At 35.4% G+C, this 12,876-nt stretch carries 12 protein-coding genes, 1 tRNA gene and 1 riboswitch; of the genes, 4 read left to right on the top strand and 9 right to left on the bottom strand.

The annotated features are described in order from the left end of the window. Nucleotides 1-137 precede the first annotated feature (137 nt). Nucleotides 138-770, bottom strand: a complete 633-nt coding sequence (locus MKX72_RS12150; RefSeq protein ID WP_034266280.1) for a hypothetical protein — start codon at nt 768-770, stop codon at nt 138-140. A 513-nt stretch (nt 771-1,283) separates the two neighbouring features. Beyond that, complete coding sequence (pdxR, locus tag MKX72_RS12145) at nt 1,284-2,717, bottom strand: MocR-like pyridoxine biosynthesis transcription factor PdxR (protein ID WP_047750930.1); 1,434 nt, start codon at nt 2,715-2,717, stop codon at nt 1,284-1,286. Between the two features lie 136 nt (nt 2,718-2,853). Here pdxR and MKX72_RS12140 point away from each other — a divergent pair, with 136 nt between their 5' ends. After that, nucleotides 2,854-3,750: a DMT family transporter gene (locus MKX72_RS12140; RefSeq protein WP_155008105.1), complete on the top strand. Its 897-nt coding sequence runs from the start codon at nt 2,854-2,856 to the stop codon at nt 3,748-3,750. Nucleotides 3,751-3,891: 141 nt separating this feature from the next. Here the strand turns inward: MKX72_RS12140 and MKX72_RS12135 are convergent, their stop codons facing one another. Both MKX72_RS12135 and MKX72_RS12130 read right to left on the bottom strand, forming a co-directional pair. Further along, nucleotides 3,892-4,122 carry a hypothetical protein gene (locus MKX72_RS12135; RefSeq protein WP_016764194.1) on the bottom strand — a complete coding sequence of 77 codons (231 nt, stop codon included), beginning with the start codon at nt 4,120-4,122 and terminating at the stop codon, nt 3,892-3,894. Between the two features lie 181 nt (nt 4,123-4,303). Beyond that, the gene (locus tag MKX72_RS12130) at nt 4,304-5,605 is read right to left on the bottom strand and encodes a GH25 family lysozyme (RefSeq protein ID WP_155008106.1); all 1,302 of its coding nucleotides are present in this window, start codon (nt 5,603-5,605) and stop codon (nt 4,304-4,306) included. Nucleotides 5,606-5,844: 239 nt separating this feature from the next. Here MKX72_RS12130 and MKX72_RS12125 point away from each other — a divergent pair, with 239 nt between their 5' ends. Continuing rightward, a complete protein-coding gene (locus MKX72_RS12125; protein ID WP_098626497.1) occupies nt 5,845-6,393 on the top strand; it encodes an HD domain-containing protein in 549 nt (182 codons plus the stop codon). 106 nt (nt 6,394-6,499) lie between these two features. Then, nucleotides 6,500-6,571 (top strand) — tRNA-Ala (locus tag MKX72_RS12120). Nucleotides 6,572-6,680: 109 nt separating this feature from the next. On the opposite strand, the gene MKX72_RS12115 is transcribed toward MKX72_RS12120, so the two are convergent. From MKX72_RS12115 to MKX72_RS12100, 4 genes are all read right to left on the bottom strand, one after another. Next, on the bottom strand, nt 6,681-6,830 hold the full coding sequence (locus MKX72_RS12115; protein WP_014460035.1) for a hypothetical protein: 150 nt from the start codon (nt 6,828-6,830) through the stop codon (nt 6,681-6,683). A 515-nt stretch (nt 6,831-7,345) separates the two neighbouring features. Continuing rightward, the gene (locus MKX72_RS12110) at nt 7,346-7,888 is read right to left on the bottom strand and encodes a DUF6143 family protein (protein WP_014460037.1); all 543 of its coding nucleotides are present in this window, start codon (nt 7,886-7,888) and stop codon (nt 7,346-7,348) included. 256 nt (nt 7,889-8,144) lie between these two features. Then, nucleotides 8,145-8,606: a hypothetical protein gene (locus MKX72_RS12105; protein WP_311264524.1), complete on the bottom strand. Its 462-nt coding sequence runs from the start codon at nt 8,604-8,606 to the stop codon at nt 8,145-8,147. Between the two features lie 124 nt (nt 8,607-8,730). Beyond that, a complete protein-coding gene (locus MKX72_RS12100) occupies nt 8,731-9,930 on the bottom strand; it encodes a phosphoglycerate dehydrogenase (protein ID WP_013057119.1) in 1,200 nt (399 codons plus the stop codon). A 168-nt stretch (nt 9,931-10,098) separates the two neighbouring features. Continuing rightward, nucleotides 10,099-10,177: riboswitch (ZMP/ZTP riboswitch) on the bottom strand. 210 nt (nt 10,178-10,387) lie between these two features. Between MKX72_RS12100 and htpG the strand changes: the two genes are divergently transcribed. Then, nucleotides 10,388-12,265 carry a molecular chaperone HtpG gene (gene htpG, locus MKX72_RS12095; RefSeq protein WP_155008108.1) on the top strand — a complete coding sequence of 626 codons (1,878 nt, stop codon included), beginning with the start codon at nt 10,388-10,390 and terminating at the stop codon, nt 12,263-12,265. Between the two features lie 30 nt (nt 12,266-12,295). Here htpG and MKX72_RS12090 read toward each other — a convergent pair whose 3' ends face one another. Continuing rightward, a complete protein-coding gene (locus MKX72_RS12090; RefSeq protein ID WP_154988757.1) occupies nt 12,296-12,856 on the bottom strand; it encodes a tubby C-terminal domain-like protein in 561 nt (186 codons plus the stop codon). Nucleotides 12,857-12,876: the final 20 nt, after the last annotated feature.

The raw sequence follows: 12,876 nt of genomic DNA, 5'->3' as shown, positions 1-12,876 counted from the left end.
TGGTTTTCCTCCTCTGAATGCATATTCATACTTGAATTATAGCACTTAATTGTTGTAATTTTCAAAATTATCCACCTACATTAAGTTCTACTATTATCAGAAAAGAAGACACACCTCAACATCTACAGCGTGTCTTCTTATTTAATGAAATGAATGTTTTGCTTAACACTTTCACTTTCTGGCTGATTTAATTCCAATAAATAAATTTCATCCGCTCGAAAATCCGTATTCTTCATTTCTTTTTTTAAGGTACGAATAAAGGCAGCTGAACTTTTTCCATAGGCTTCAAAATAATGAAACGTGTGTACAACAAATAAAATGGATGCGCCACTGTAATCTTTTTTGCTCTTTTTTTGAATGTTCTCTAGCACTTTTTCTATATACTCTTCCACAGAACCTTCCGTCTGGATACGGGGTAGAGCAAAATTTCCTGAATTGACCCTCTGTGCATCTTCAAATTCCAGTTTCCCATCTTTGTAAGAAGTAATTTCAATTCGTTTTTCAGTACCATCCGGCTGAATAATTAATCCGTCGTATCCTTGACTTCCAATAATAAGCTTCAATTTTGAATTCCTCGGACAATAAGAAGATTGGCTGAAGCAATAAAGCGGATAAAACTCTTCAAAAAACTTTTTGAAACGCCCTTTTTTAAGTCTGGCTAATTTTATATACTCTTTGTTTTGATGAATCATTTGCTGCGTATGTTCAAAATACTGCTTCATTTCTTCTTGCGTTCTGTACAGATCAAGATCTTTAAATAATTCATCCATCTTTTTCACCTTCAATCCCACCAACTAAAAAAGTCTTCTTACTTAGTAGATACATATTCATAAATGTGTGTGACAATTTTCTTTTTTTAAAGATATAGCTTTTTTAAAACAAAACGTGCACACTTTTCATTTTTTTGCATATCCTGTTATTCGTGCGTTCAATCATGAGCGTACGTTTCAGCCTTTAGTTGTAAAAGATAAACCGTAAAGTTACAGCTGATGGCCGATGATATGCGTCTGCTGATTTCATAAACTATAACAAACAGGAAACTTAACAATAATTGAGGTGTTGGAAATGTTTGATAATGATTACGTAGTTAAAACCATTCACGATTTACATGTAAAACGTACAGAAAGTCAATTAAAAGTTTTATTAACTTATTTTTTCCATAAAAAATAACACGTATTTATAGATGGTAATATATAGTCAGTTGTTACTTGATGTTTTTTATAAGAAGAATAGTTTGATACAAATAAAAAGGAATAGTGGGTAATCCACTATTCCTTTTTTTACTATACTTGCAATTCCCGAATCAGTTCAGCAAGAATTTCAATGCTTCTATCGATATCTGGTAAAGAGGCATAGGCGTAAGAAAGCCGAAGATAACTGCCGGTTTCTTGTGCATAAATACTTCCAGAGTTAAGCAATATCCCTCTTTTTAAAGCACGAGAGTATAAAGATTTCATTGAAATAGAAGGTTGAATATGCACCCATATAAAAAAGCCTCCTTCAGGATTCGTCCATGTTGCTATATCTCCTGCGTATGTTTCCAAAGCATTCAGCATCACTTTTCTTCTTGTTCGCAATTCCGTTCGTACAGTTTCCATATGCTGTTGATATAAGCCATTTTTAAACCATTCTGCTGCTACTCTTTGAGATAATGAGCTAGATCCATAATCTGTTTGCATTTTAATATCCGCCAAACGCTCAATGACTGGTTCTGGGCCGACTATCCATCCGATCCGTAATCCCGGGCTTAGTGTTTTAGAAAGACTGCTAACATATAACACGTGTCCATTTTTATCTAAAGCTTTTAATGGCAGCGGAGGCTGTTTATCTAGCCATAATTCGCGGTATAAATCATCTTCAATAATAGGAAGCTGATGTTCCTCACATTCTTTCAACAAATCGTAACGCCTATTTTGTGACATTAATGTTCCCGTTGGGTTATGGAAACATGGATTTGTATATAAAATAGCTTGCCCTTCTTGAGGGTCGGCGCGTTTTATAGCTGTTACTTTTATTCCTTCCTCATCCATAGCAAGGCCTTTGAGTTTCATTCCGGCTGATTGAAATACATGTAAGGAATATAGATAAGAAGGTTTTTCGAGCAAAACCGAAGAGTTTCTTTGCAGCAGTCCAATTGAAATAAGCTGAAGAGCTTGAAGAGCGCCGGAAACAATTAAAATAGAATCTGGAGAAGATTCAATCCCTATTGTTTTCATATATGCACTTAATTCTTTTCGTAAAGGAAAATACCCCTTTGGTTCTTCGTATCCTAGAACCTCCATATTTTCTGCTACTTTTTCTACGGCGTATTTCATTTTGTTTTTAGGAAATATGTCAGGTGAAAGCTCTCCTTTGCTTAATTGAATAAGGTTTGAGTTAAATTCGGATTCATTAATATCTTGTACCATTGCTTGACTCGGATGATGCATGCCTGATTTCACATGAACATCCCAATCGGGCGGAGTTGTAGCCAAAAGTGTCCACGTATTATTTATAACGATGGTTCCCTTTCCCATCTTACCTTCAATTAAACCGTCCGCTGTTAATTCCTCTAATGCGGTGATGACCGTACTTCGGTTAACATCAAACATAGCAGCAAGCTTTCGCTGACTAGGAATTTTACTTCCAATCGGCCATTCTCCACGCGCAATTTTCTCTTTCATAAAATCAATGATTTGCTTGTATTTTGGATAACTCGAACTGTTCTCTTGATTCATACACGTACTCCTGTTTTTAAAGTGGTTGGGTTAATTGCTTTTAAACTGGTTGAAGACATTTTATCAAATGTTTATTAACATGGGAACCACAATAGATACTGGTTGGATTCAAAATGAAAAATGGAGATGAATAGGTATGAAATTAACGTTTAGTCTGGTGTTCTTACATATACTGATGATTAGCTTATGGGCTTCAGCATTTCCAGTTATTCAAATAGGGCTGGAATCGTTTTCTCCTCAGCACCTCGCTTTTGTTCGGTTAAGTATTGCTTCTGTAGTGCTGTTAGTTATTGCAATAGCCACACGCATGCCCTTGCCTGACATAAAAGATATTCCACTTCTTTTAGCTCTCGGTTTTTTAGGTTTTGCCGTCTATCACACGGCCTTAAACATTGGAGAAAAAACGGTAAGTGCGGGTATTGCGAGTTTACTGATCTCGACTACTCCTATTTTTTCTTCGCTTTTAGCTATTTTTCTTTTTCAGGAGGAGTTCGGAAAAAGAAAATGGATTGGATCTGCAGTAAGCTTTGCGGGTATTGTACTTTTAACCTTCAGCAAAGAGAATTTTGTACACTCAGTTAATGGAATCTTACTGGTTCTGCTAGCTGCCCTTGCAGAAAGCGTCTATATAGTATGTCAAAAAAATTTATTAAAAAAATATGGTTTCCTTTCTTTTGTGACGTACAGTATTTGGGGGGCTACAATTTCTATGCTTGTTTTTTTACCTGGTTTAGAAACAGAACTTGCACATATCTCTGTCAGATCAGCAATAAGCGTGATATATTTAGGATTATTTCCAACCGTTGTTCCCTATATGGTACTCGCTTATCTGACATCGCGTATAGGTTCTGCTGAGGCTGCCATCTCTCTTTACTTAACTCCTGCGCTGTCCTTTTTCTTAGCGTGGCTGCTTTTAAAAGATATCCCGAGTGCAGCTTCCATTGTTGGAAGCATCATTACGTTATGCGGCGTGTTGCTTACACATAGTAAAAGAGAGAAAGTTCACAATGCAAAGGTAATGCGTAGGGCTTAGGGAATTCTCTTAGATGCTATGTTTTTTATCTATATATTTTATTTAGAACATACTTTAATTTCTTCTTTTTGCAGTTTAATTAATAATTAATATAAAAAAGCGCCTTTCTTTAAATTTCAAACATTAAAGAAAGGCGCTTTTTTATGTAGTTTCTAATTCTGCTTTTATTTTCCCAGCCACTGCGTGAGTCAGCTGCTGAAGATCGTAAATCTCTTCTCCTGAAAGTACTACGTGTCCGTTTAAAACGTGGTTATGTTTATATGCTCGATACGTCACTTCAATACTTTTTATCGCACGCTCTACTTCATCATTCACCATAATGCTTTCATAGTGATAGGATAGTGTTTCAATTCGAATCTGCGTATTTTTCATATTCATTCACCCTCCATGAGCCATTGACTAAAAATATGACTGTTAGAGGTCGACTATACATAAAAACTTTTTTGTTATCACCTAATTTGTTATTTAGAACATATTTTAATTACTTAATTGATGTCTGCTCTTCTTTTTTTATAAAATCTCAAAATAAACCCCTACTCTTCAGAGCGGGGGTTTATTGCTTGTAGTACCAGCCTTTTTTATCTAAAAATTGCTTAACTTTTACAAAATCCAGTCCAGCTGCTGTGAGTTCAGCTGACGGATTACCTATTGCATGTATGTTTAATTCACTGTCAATTCCTTCATTTTTTAAGAAAGCACGAAACTCTGTTTCCATGTCTTTACTCAATCCGCCTGTTTTAATTGTAACTGGGATAGGTTCTACGTCTTTCATTTGCACGAATCCGCCTGGAACAGCCCATGCTGCACTCGTATAGCCATATACGCTAAATACCGTGCCTTTTTTTATAGTTCTGAAATTCTCTGTTACATTCGCATACTTGTAGACTCCAATATCCTTCTTCGCTTTTACTTGAAAAGAATATTTATCTCCGAGTGAAGTAACCTTTGGTAATGATTCTTCTATAGAATTGCTTACACCCTTAAGCAATTCTATCATTTTAGCTAATGTTTTCTCATCAGCTTTTCCAGTTGACGTTAATCCATACTTTTCTTGAAAAGCTTTAACAGCTGCAACGGTTTCATTTCCGTATTGGCCATCGGTTCCTTGCTGGGAAAGCTCAAATCCTAATTTAGTTAAGTTTTGCTGCAGTTCTTTTACAGCTAGTCCGCTATCACCTTGCTGCAATTGTGCTGATGACTGATTATTTTTCACCACCGTCACGCCTGTGTTAATACTATTAAAGAAATCCAGATCCATTTCATTGATATCAACATTGCCTTTAATCCCGTTTACTTTACCTTGATCTGTATATTGAAACATAGACCATCTATCCCAAATGGCCGTATCACCTGGATTAGTAAATCCCTTGGAACGGTTACTTCCACTGTAACGAGCTATCCATAGCGGATATCTTGCCACGGCGCTTGTAAAATTGGATTTAATAAAACTATACCCGGTGTAAAGAATAGGCGTAATGCTTGTTTTCCTTTCAATATATTCCATCCATCTAACTGCAAAGGCTGTGACCTGCGCTTTTGTTTTCCCTTTATTTTCTTCCAAATCTAAGCAATGAGGCAAATCAACCTTCATGCTGCCTAATTTATTTAAAAAGAAATTAACTTCTGCAATAGGATCATTATCAGCATGAGCAAAGTGATAAAAGCCTACACGTAGACCTGCATTTTTTGCTCCTATATAATTATCATATGATTTTTTATCTAAGAAGGTTGTACCTTCTGTTAATTTAATATACGCGCCTTTTACCCCATCCGACGCCACTTTTGTCCAATCAATTGTTCCGTTGTGATGAGAAACATCAATGACCTTAATATTTTGATTATTACGGTTTTGCATTGCTATCACTCCTTCATACAAACTATGAATAAAAAAGGAAATGGCAACTGATACAGGCCTATTAAATAGATATTAGGCTTTGTAGTAAGCTGTCTGATAAGGAGTGATTTGAGCTACTAGGACCTTTTTTGAGGGTTATCTTATTAAAATAAAGGAATTTATTTAATTTAATAAAGTTATAAGAGCCATAGTCGTTTATACTAAATATAAAAATATTGTATAAAAAGTGGAGGAATATGATGTCTATAATAAAGGAAGCACGTAGATATGCAGAAGACGCTCATAGCGGTCAAATGCGCAAATTGTCTGATATACCTTATATTGTTCATCCTATTAACGTAGGTAATATCTTAGAAAAAGCAGGTTTTAGTGAAGAAGTAATAGCAGCAGCTTATCTGCATGATGCTGTAGAAGATACAAGTGTAACACTTGAAGAAATTGTACAAAGATTTGGCTTAGAAGTAGCGGAGATTGTTGCAGCTCATACAGAAGACAAATCAAAAAGCTGGGAAGAACGTAAACAGCATACAATTCAAACCGTTAAAACAGCTTCTCTTGAAGTGAAAGCCTTAATTGTAGCAGATAAATTAGATAATTTATGGTCTTTAAAAGAAAGCTACAATCAGCACGGAGATACGATTTGGAATAGCTTTAAAAGAGGATTCGAAAAGCAGAAATGGTACTACGAATCCATCAGTAAATACGCTGTAAAAGGATTAGAATCAAGTCAGATTCCAAGCTTCTTTTATACGTACGAACAAGAAGTAAATGATTTTTTTAGAAGTTAATATTCATATAAAGAAATTAGAAAACACTGAAAATAACTATTGCGAACGTGCCATATACGTATTAAAATATAGTAGAGTCAATAAACGATAAAGACTCTACATAATCGGGACTGTAGTTCAGTGGGAGAATACTTGTCTGGCAGACAAGGGGTCGTGGGTTCGAATCCCATCAGTTCCATAAAATCAGTTGTATCAAGGGTTTAAAACTCTGCACGATGGAATGGTCGCAATACTGTTTCATTTGACCTCTTCATGATTTCCATGAAGAGGTTTTTTATTTTCTTTTTTTATGATTGATCCTCATGATTTTTATAATTGTTCTTTTCATTGCTTCTACTTACAATTTCTCTAAGTTCGCCCTCGTCGCCTTTTGCATTAATAATTTCAAAAAGCTGATTCAGCCCTTCACTTGTTTCATCTTTTGTTTCTTTGTCCATTCTATCCCCTCCTTTTGCTTTTAGGATGCCCATTTTTTACACAATGTTTCATTTAAAAAGCAATTTATACACATTAATGGTCCATAAAAGTATACCTTTACTCGATACACGGATATACTTAATCAATCCTTTAAGTTTTGCAGCGCTTTATAGTTTTTTTAATACTCATCTATAATAAAATACTCATCACAAACTTCATCAAAATCGTTCTCTTCGTGTAATTCTATTTCTTGATTTTTAGATATCTCGTTTTTTTGTGTAAATAGTTTAAAAAACTTGTTTAACATTGCTCCACCTCATATAAATTATTCATACATTCAGTATGATTAATTTATATGAAGCCAGTATGAATTGAAGCTTAAGATAATTTGAAGTTAGATATTAACGTGAGATGTTAAGCGTGTTTACTTCTCTTTGGTTCTATCCATAATCGAAAGAAAAAATGCAAACTATAAAAAAGAACTTTGCATGCTGCTGCAAAGTTCTTTTTTGTACCATCGTTAAAAGTTATTCAGTTAACAGTCCTTCTTACGCTTTTTTTCAAACCATCCATAGGCAATTTCAGCTTCGATTTCTTTATTTCCTGGAGAAACTAAGAAAATAACGTATGAACCGTTGTTTGGAAAGATAAATTTGCCGTCTTCATCGCTTACTAATGTACTTTTCGGCGGAACAACACGGTTAAATACGTTTACCCCTTTAGCAGGAACGCCTTTTACCATTTCTGCAAATTTAATTTTCCCTTTTGGCTTTGAACGTATTGTAGTATTTGCTGGACTCACATTATCTGAAGTTGTTCCTTTTCCAGGGGGGATAGAATTAAACCAAATTTCAGCAGTAAAAGGTTCGTTTGAATAGTTAGTGATAGTAAAAGCATTCACAAATAAATCTACTCCGGAGCCGGAAGGGTTCACTAATCCGCCCCAAGCGTTTCTGTTTCCACCAAAACGAATAGGCTCAGTTTGTCCAACAAAATAGTCTCCTTTTAACGATTGATATAAAGGATTAGGTATATTAACCGCTTTAATATACGGTTTGTTCGACTCATAACTTGACATACAATCACCCCCTTTTTTGTACTATATTTTATGAAGTTTTTCGATAAACGCTTGGACAAGTGTATATATAAACGAAAAAAAGATAGACACCCTCTTGTGCCTACCTTTTTCTATCACTTTTCCAAAATGAAATTTCACTTTTTTCTTTTCTTCCTAGTACTCTTGTCTATACCTGGTGTATAAAGGATTGTTTCGTTACTTTATCGTCCAATGTTTATTTAATCCGTCTACTATCCCTTCTTAAAGTAGTAATCACCTATTCTTTTGTAGTCATAAAATGAAGAATCCTTACCTTTTTTTCACAATACTCAATAATTTCATAACAGGTTGTGAGGATATCATGTCTAGACAGTTCTATTTCATCCAATACAAACTTTGAAAGCTGCTTTTGCAGAACCTCCAGCTTTTTGCTGTCTTCTTCATCGATCCACAGTCCTTCCGTAATACATACATCTGCTAGTTTGTTAATAGATTGAGCCGTCCAGTTTAAGCCGGCTGAAGAAACGGTTATTGTCAGTAAATCATTTTTTATAGCTAAAATAACCTGACACACATGGGTATAGGCATCAACTTTCTTTTGGATAAATGCTTTGCGAAGCTCTTTCTTGTATTGCTCTTTCGACACCGCTATAGTTACGACAGACGTAATGAAAGTTCCTGCCAGCGCGATGAGTGACCCTATCAAAATCCCTATCATTTCTCCTGACAAAACGTTCACCTCTTTAAAGGTATTTCTATATGCTATGGGAATGAAGGAAATGATATGAAGATAAGTACCATGTAAAAACAGCCCTAACTTAGAAAAGTTAGGGCTGAAACACTAAAATAGGATGATAACCAAATTAGATAATGCGACTTGTAATAATTCCTTCAATTTGACCAATTTTTTCTTCTAGCTCAGGCACAATCTCGTCACTTACTTGATTGTCAATATCGATCATTGTATACGCATATTCACCGCGGCTTCTGTTCACCATATCTGCGATGTTTAAATTGTAGTTTGAGAATACTTGCGTAAGTTGTCCTACCATATTCGGTACGTTGTGATGGAAAGCAGCTACGCGTTTTTTCCCAGTGTAAGGAAGAGATGCATTCGGGAAGTTCACTGAATTTTTAACGTTTCCTGTTTCTAAGAAATTTTTCACTTGACGTGCTGCCATTACCGCACAGTTTTCTTCTGATTCTTGAGTTGATGCCCCTAAATGAGGAATTGGCACAACATTTTTCATGTTCAAGACATTTTGATTTGGAAAATCTGTAATATATCGACCAACTTTTCCACTTTCAAGAGCAGCTTTCATATCTTCTTCGTTTACAAGCTCACCGCGTGAGAAGTTCAAAATATGAACATCTGGTTTCATGATGCTAAACGTCTCTTTATTGAAAACACCTTTTGTATCGTCCGTTAATGGAACGTGAACCGTAATATAGTCAGATGCTGCAAATAGTTCTTCTAGAGACATTGCACGCTGTACGTTGCGAGACAAATTCCAAGCTGTATTAACAGAAATGAATGGATCAAAACCAATTACGTCCATATCTAAATCAAGCGCGTCGTTTGCTACAAGAGCACCAATTGCACCTAAACCAATAACGCCTAATGTTTTACCTTTGATTTCTTTTCCAACAAACTGTTTTTTACCTGCTTCAACTAACTTAGGAATTTGATCACCTTGGCCGTCTAATCCTTTTGTCCATTCAACTCCAGCAAATAAGTTACGAGAAGAAGCCATAATTGTAGTTAAAACCATTTCTTTTACTGCGTTTGCATTAGCTCCTGGCGTATTAAATACAACGATACCTTGCTCCGTGCAAGCGTCCACCGGTATATTGTTAACCCCTGCTCCAGCTCGTGCAATAGCTTTTAAATTTTGGTCAAATGCCATGCTGTGCATGTTAAAGCTACGCACGACAATCGCATCTGGATTTTCGCTGTCGTTGTCAATTTGATAACCTTCTTGATTAAAAACATTTAGACCTTTTTGTGCAATGTTGTTTAATGTTTTGATTGTTTGTACTTTTTCTAATGTTAATGTGCTCATTTTGTACTCTCCTCTGATTATCATCGTAGTTTTACATGTTTTTACCTTTGGATAAAGGAACTTCATTTTTAATTTTTTTAAAAGTCTGGTTTTTTAGCCTACATGTCTGATAACTTCTATATCCTCTCCCCCTAAACAGAAAGAGGTAAGAGATATGTATTAATCCCTTACCTCTGCCCAGGCGAACGGCTACGTCACTATATGCTTCCTCACGGTTATCCGCGTTTCGCCAGTCACATATAGTCTTTGAAATTAAGTATATTCTAGCAAACTCTTTCAGAACGTTCAACCTTTTTTTAAAAGTTTGCTTTTTTCAGTCTAATTTTTAATCTCTTTGGTGAATCTCCTAATATATTGACAAATACCCTAATACATGTTAAATAAAAAGAGTGATTAGCACTCTATCTATTCAAGTGCTAATTATTTTGTAAGCCCTATTTGGAAAGGAGAACTTCTTATGTCAAAAAAAGAATTTAAAGCCGAATCAAAGCGATTATTAGAGATGATGATTAATTCCATCTATTCTCAAAAAGAAGTATTTTTGAGAGAACTTCTATCAAATTCAAGCGATGCAATCGATAAAATTTATTACAAAGCTTTAACAGATGACTCCTTGCGTTTTAACAAAGAAAGCTATTACATAAAAGTAACACCCGATAAAACTAACCGTACCTTAACCATTACAGATACTGGAATTGGCATGACGCAAGAAGAGCTTGAAAGCAGCTTGGGCACGATTGCGAGAAGCGGTTCTCTTGCATTTAAAAACGAAAATGAAACAAAGGATGGGCACACGATTATCGGCCAATTCGGCGTTGGGTTTTACGCAGCGTTTATGGTGGCAGATGTCGTAACGGTGATTAGTAAAGCGTTAGGCAGCGATGAAGCCTATAAATGGGAATCTACTGGTGCTGATGGTTATACAATCGAACCTTGCGACAAAGAAACGGTTGGGACTCAAATCATTTTGAAAATTAAAGAAAATACAGAAGATGAAACGTATGATGAGTATCTAGAAGAGTATCGTTTAAAAGAGATCATTAAAAAGTATTCCGACTTTATCCGCTACCCGATTAAAATGGACATAACGGAAAAACGGCCTAAAGAAGGTTCTGATAACGAGCTAGAAGATTGTACAGAAGAACAAGTTATCAACAGTATGGTACCGATCTGGAAGAAAAATAAAAATGAATTGACTTCAGAAGACTATGAGCAGTTTTATTCAGAAAAGCGCTACGGATTTGATAAACCGCTCACTCACCTTCATATTAATGTGGATGGAACGATTCGCTACAATGCTATTTTATTTATTCCAGAAAATAGTCCGTTTGATTACTACTCAAAAGAATTTGAAAAAGGGCTTGAACTGTATTCAAACGGAGTCTTAATTATGAATAAATGTGCAGATCTTCTTCCAGACTACTTTAGCTTTGTAAAAGGTATGGTAGATTCTGAAGATTTATCTCTTAATATTTCACGTGAAATTTTGCAGCAAGACCGCCAGCTTCAGCTGATTGCCAAAAACATCGGCAAGAAAATCAAAAACGAATTAAAAAGCTTGCTTAAAAACGAACGTGAAAAGTACGAGAAGTTTTATGAATCATTTGGCCGCCAGCTAAAATACGGCGTTTACAGTGACTTTGGCAGCAACAAAGATGTATTAAAAGACCTGCTTTTATTCTATTCTTCTACAGAGAAAAAGCTCGTAACACTAAACGAGTATGTATCGCGCATGCCTGAGGATCAAAAGTATATCTATTATGCATCAGGCGAATCATACGACCGAATTGAAAAGCTTCCTCAAGCAGAATTGGTTGCAGATAAAGGATACGAAATTCTGTATTTTACAGAAGATATCGATGAATTTGCGATTAAAATGTTAATGACGTACGAAGAAAAAGAATTTAAATCTGTTTCGAGCAGTGACTTAGGGATTGAAGCAGAAGAAGAACAGCTCAATGAGTCTGAGGAAAAAGAAAATAAAGAGCTATTTGACTATATGAAAAAAGCTTTGGCGGGAAAAGTAGGAGATGTGCGCGCGTCTAAACGTTTAAAAACACACCCCGTTTGCTTATCAGCTGATGGTGAAGTAACGATTGAAATGGAGAAAATTTTAAGTGCTATGCCTGACAATCAGCATGTAAAAGCAGAAAAAGTGTTAGAAATTAACGTAAATCATGATGTATTCGCTTCTTTAAAAGATGCATTTGAAAATGACAAAGAGAAATTAGACCTTTATACAAATTTATTATATAACCAAGCTCTTTTAATTGAAGGCTTATCTATTAGTGATCCCGTTGAATTCACAAATGATATTTGTAAAATTATGATATAAAAATCAGGCGCAGAATCATTCTGCGCCTGATTATATGTATGGCATAATAAAAGTAGTTATATAGTAAGAAGCGATAAAAATGGGTACGGGCAGTTCTTCTGTTACTCTTATTGAGTGTTTTCCTTGTTTAAAATGAAAAAGGTCTGATTTAAACTCCGCGACTTTTTCTCTTTTTTGATTAAAAATACATGCTTCCTCTACAGCTTCATGACTACTTAACATGTAGACGTTATTTCCCCATCTAATTTCTTGTGCTCCTTCGTTTTTAATTATTCCTTTACCTAATAGATCCCCCACTGTTTTTCCATTTTCTTTTATCACCCACCGGTGTTTTTTCACGTGATCAATAAACACCGTTCTTCCTTCCCATTGAACTTGTACATGTACCTTTAAGCCGCAGGAAAAGATAGGAAACCAAGAAATAGAATCTAACACTGGAAGTCCATCACGAGTTAAAAAATCAATACTTTTAGTCCACATGTTTTTATGCACTCTCTTAAGCTGTCCGACATTTTCTCCATTTTCATTTGTAACTGCTACGGTCTTTCCCGCTGATTTAAAATAGGGAAGATAAAAAATATATTCTTGCATATAGGCCTCCAAAGATTCTG

Source organism: Priestia sp. FSL R5-0597 (assembly GCF_038006305.1).
GTDB lineage: Bacteria > Bacillota > Bacilli > Bacillales > Bacillaceae_H > Priestia > Priestia zanthoxyli.
This window is presented reverse-complemented; position numbering and strand designations above follow the sequence as displayed.

What these genes read in the sequence shown, in the direction of transcription:
- MKX72_RS12130 (WP_155008106.1), bottom strand. Translation starts at nt 5,605, where the DNA reads ATGCAAAACCGTAATAATCAAAATATTAAGGTCATTGATGTTTCTCAT.
- MKX72_RS12135 (WP_016764194.1), bottom strand. Translation starts at nt 4,122, where the DNA reads ATGAAAAATACGCAGATTCGAATTGAAACACTATCCTATCACTATGAA.
- MKX72_RS12100 (WP_013057119.1), bottom strand. Translation starts at nt 9,930, where the DNA reads ATGAGCACATTAACATTAGAAAAAGTACAAACAATCAAAACATTAAAC.
- MKX72_RS12125 (WP_098626497.1), top strand. Translation starts at nt 5,845, where the DNA reads ATGTCTATAATAAAGGAAGCACGTAGATATGCAGAAGACGCTCATAGC.
- MKX72_RS12115 (WP_014460035.1), bottom strand. Translation starts at nt 6,830, where the DNA reads ATGGACAAAGAAACAAAAGATGAAACAAGTGAAGGGCTGAATCAGCTT.
- MKX72_RS12090 (WP_154988757.1), bottom strand. Translation starts at nt 12,856, where the DNA reads ATGCAAGAATATATTTTTTATCTTCCCTATTTTAAATCAGCGGGAAAG.
- MKX72_RS12150 (WP_034266280.1), bottom strand. Translation starts at nt 770, where the DNA reads ATGGATGAATTATTTAAAGATCTTGATCTGTACAGAACGCAAGAAGAA.
- MKX72_RS12110 (WP_014460037.1), bottom strand. Translation starts at nt 7,888, where the DNA reads ATGTCAAGTTATGAGTCGAACAAACCGTATATTAAAGCGGTTAATATA.
- pdxR (WP_047750930.1), bottom strand. Translation starts at nt 2,717, where the DNA reads ATGAATCAAGAGAACAGTTCGAGTTATCCAAAATACAAGCAAATCATT.
- htpG (WP_155008108.1), top strand. Translation starts at nt 10,388, where the DNA reads ATGTCAAAAAAAGAATTTAAAGCCGAATCAAAGCGATTATTAGAGATG.
- MKX72_RS12140 (WP_155008105.1), top strand. Translation starts at nt 2,854, where the DNA reads ATGAAATTAACGTTTAGTCTGGTGTTCTTACATATACTGATGATTAGC.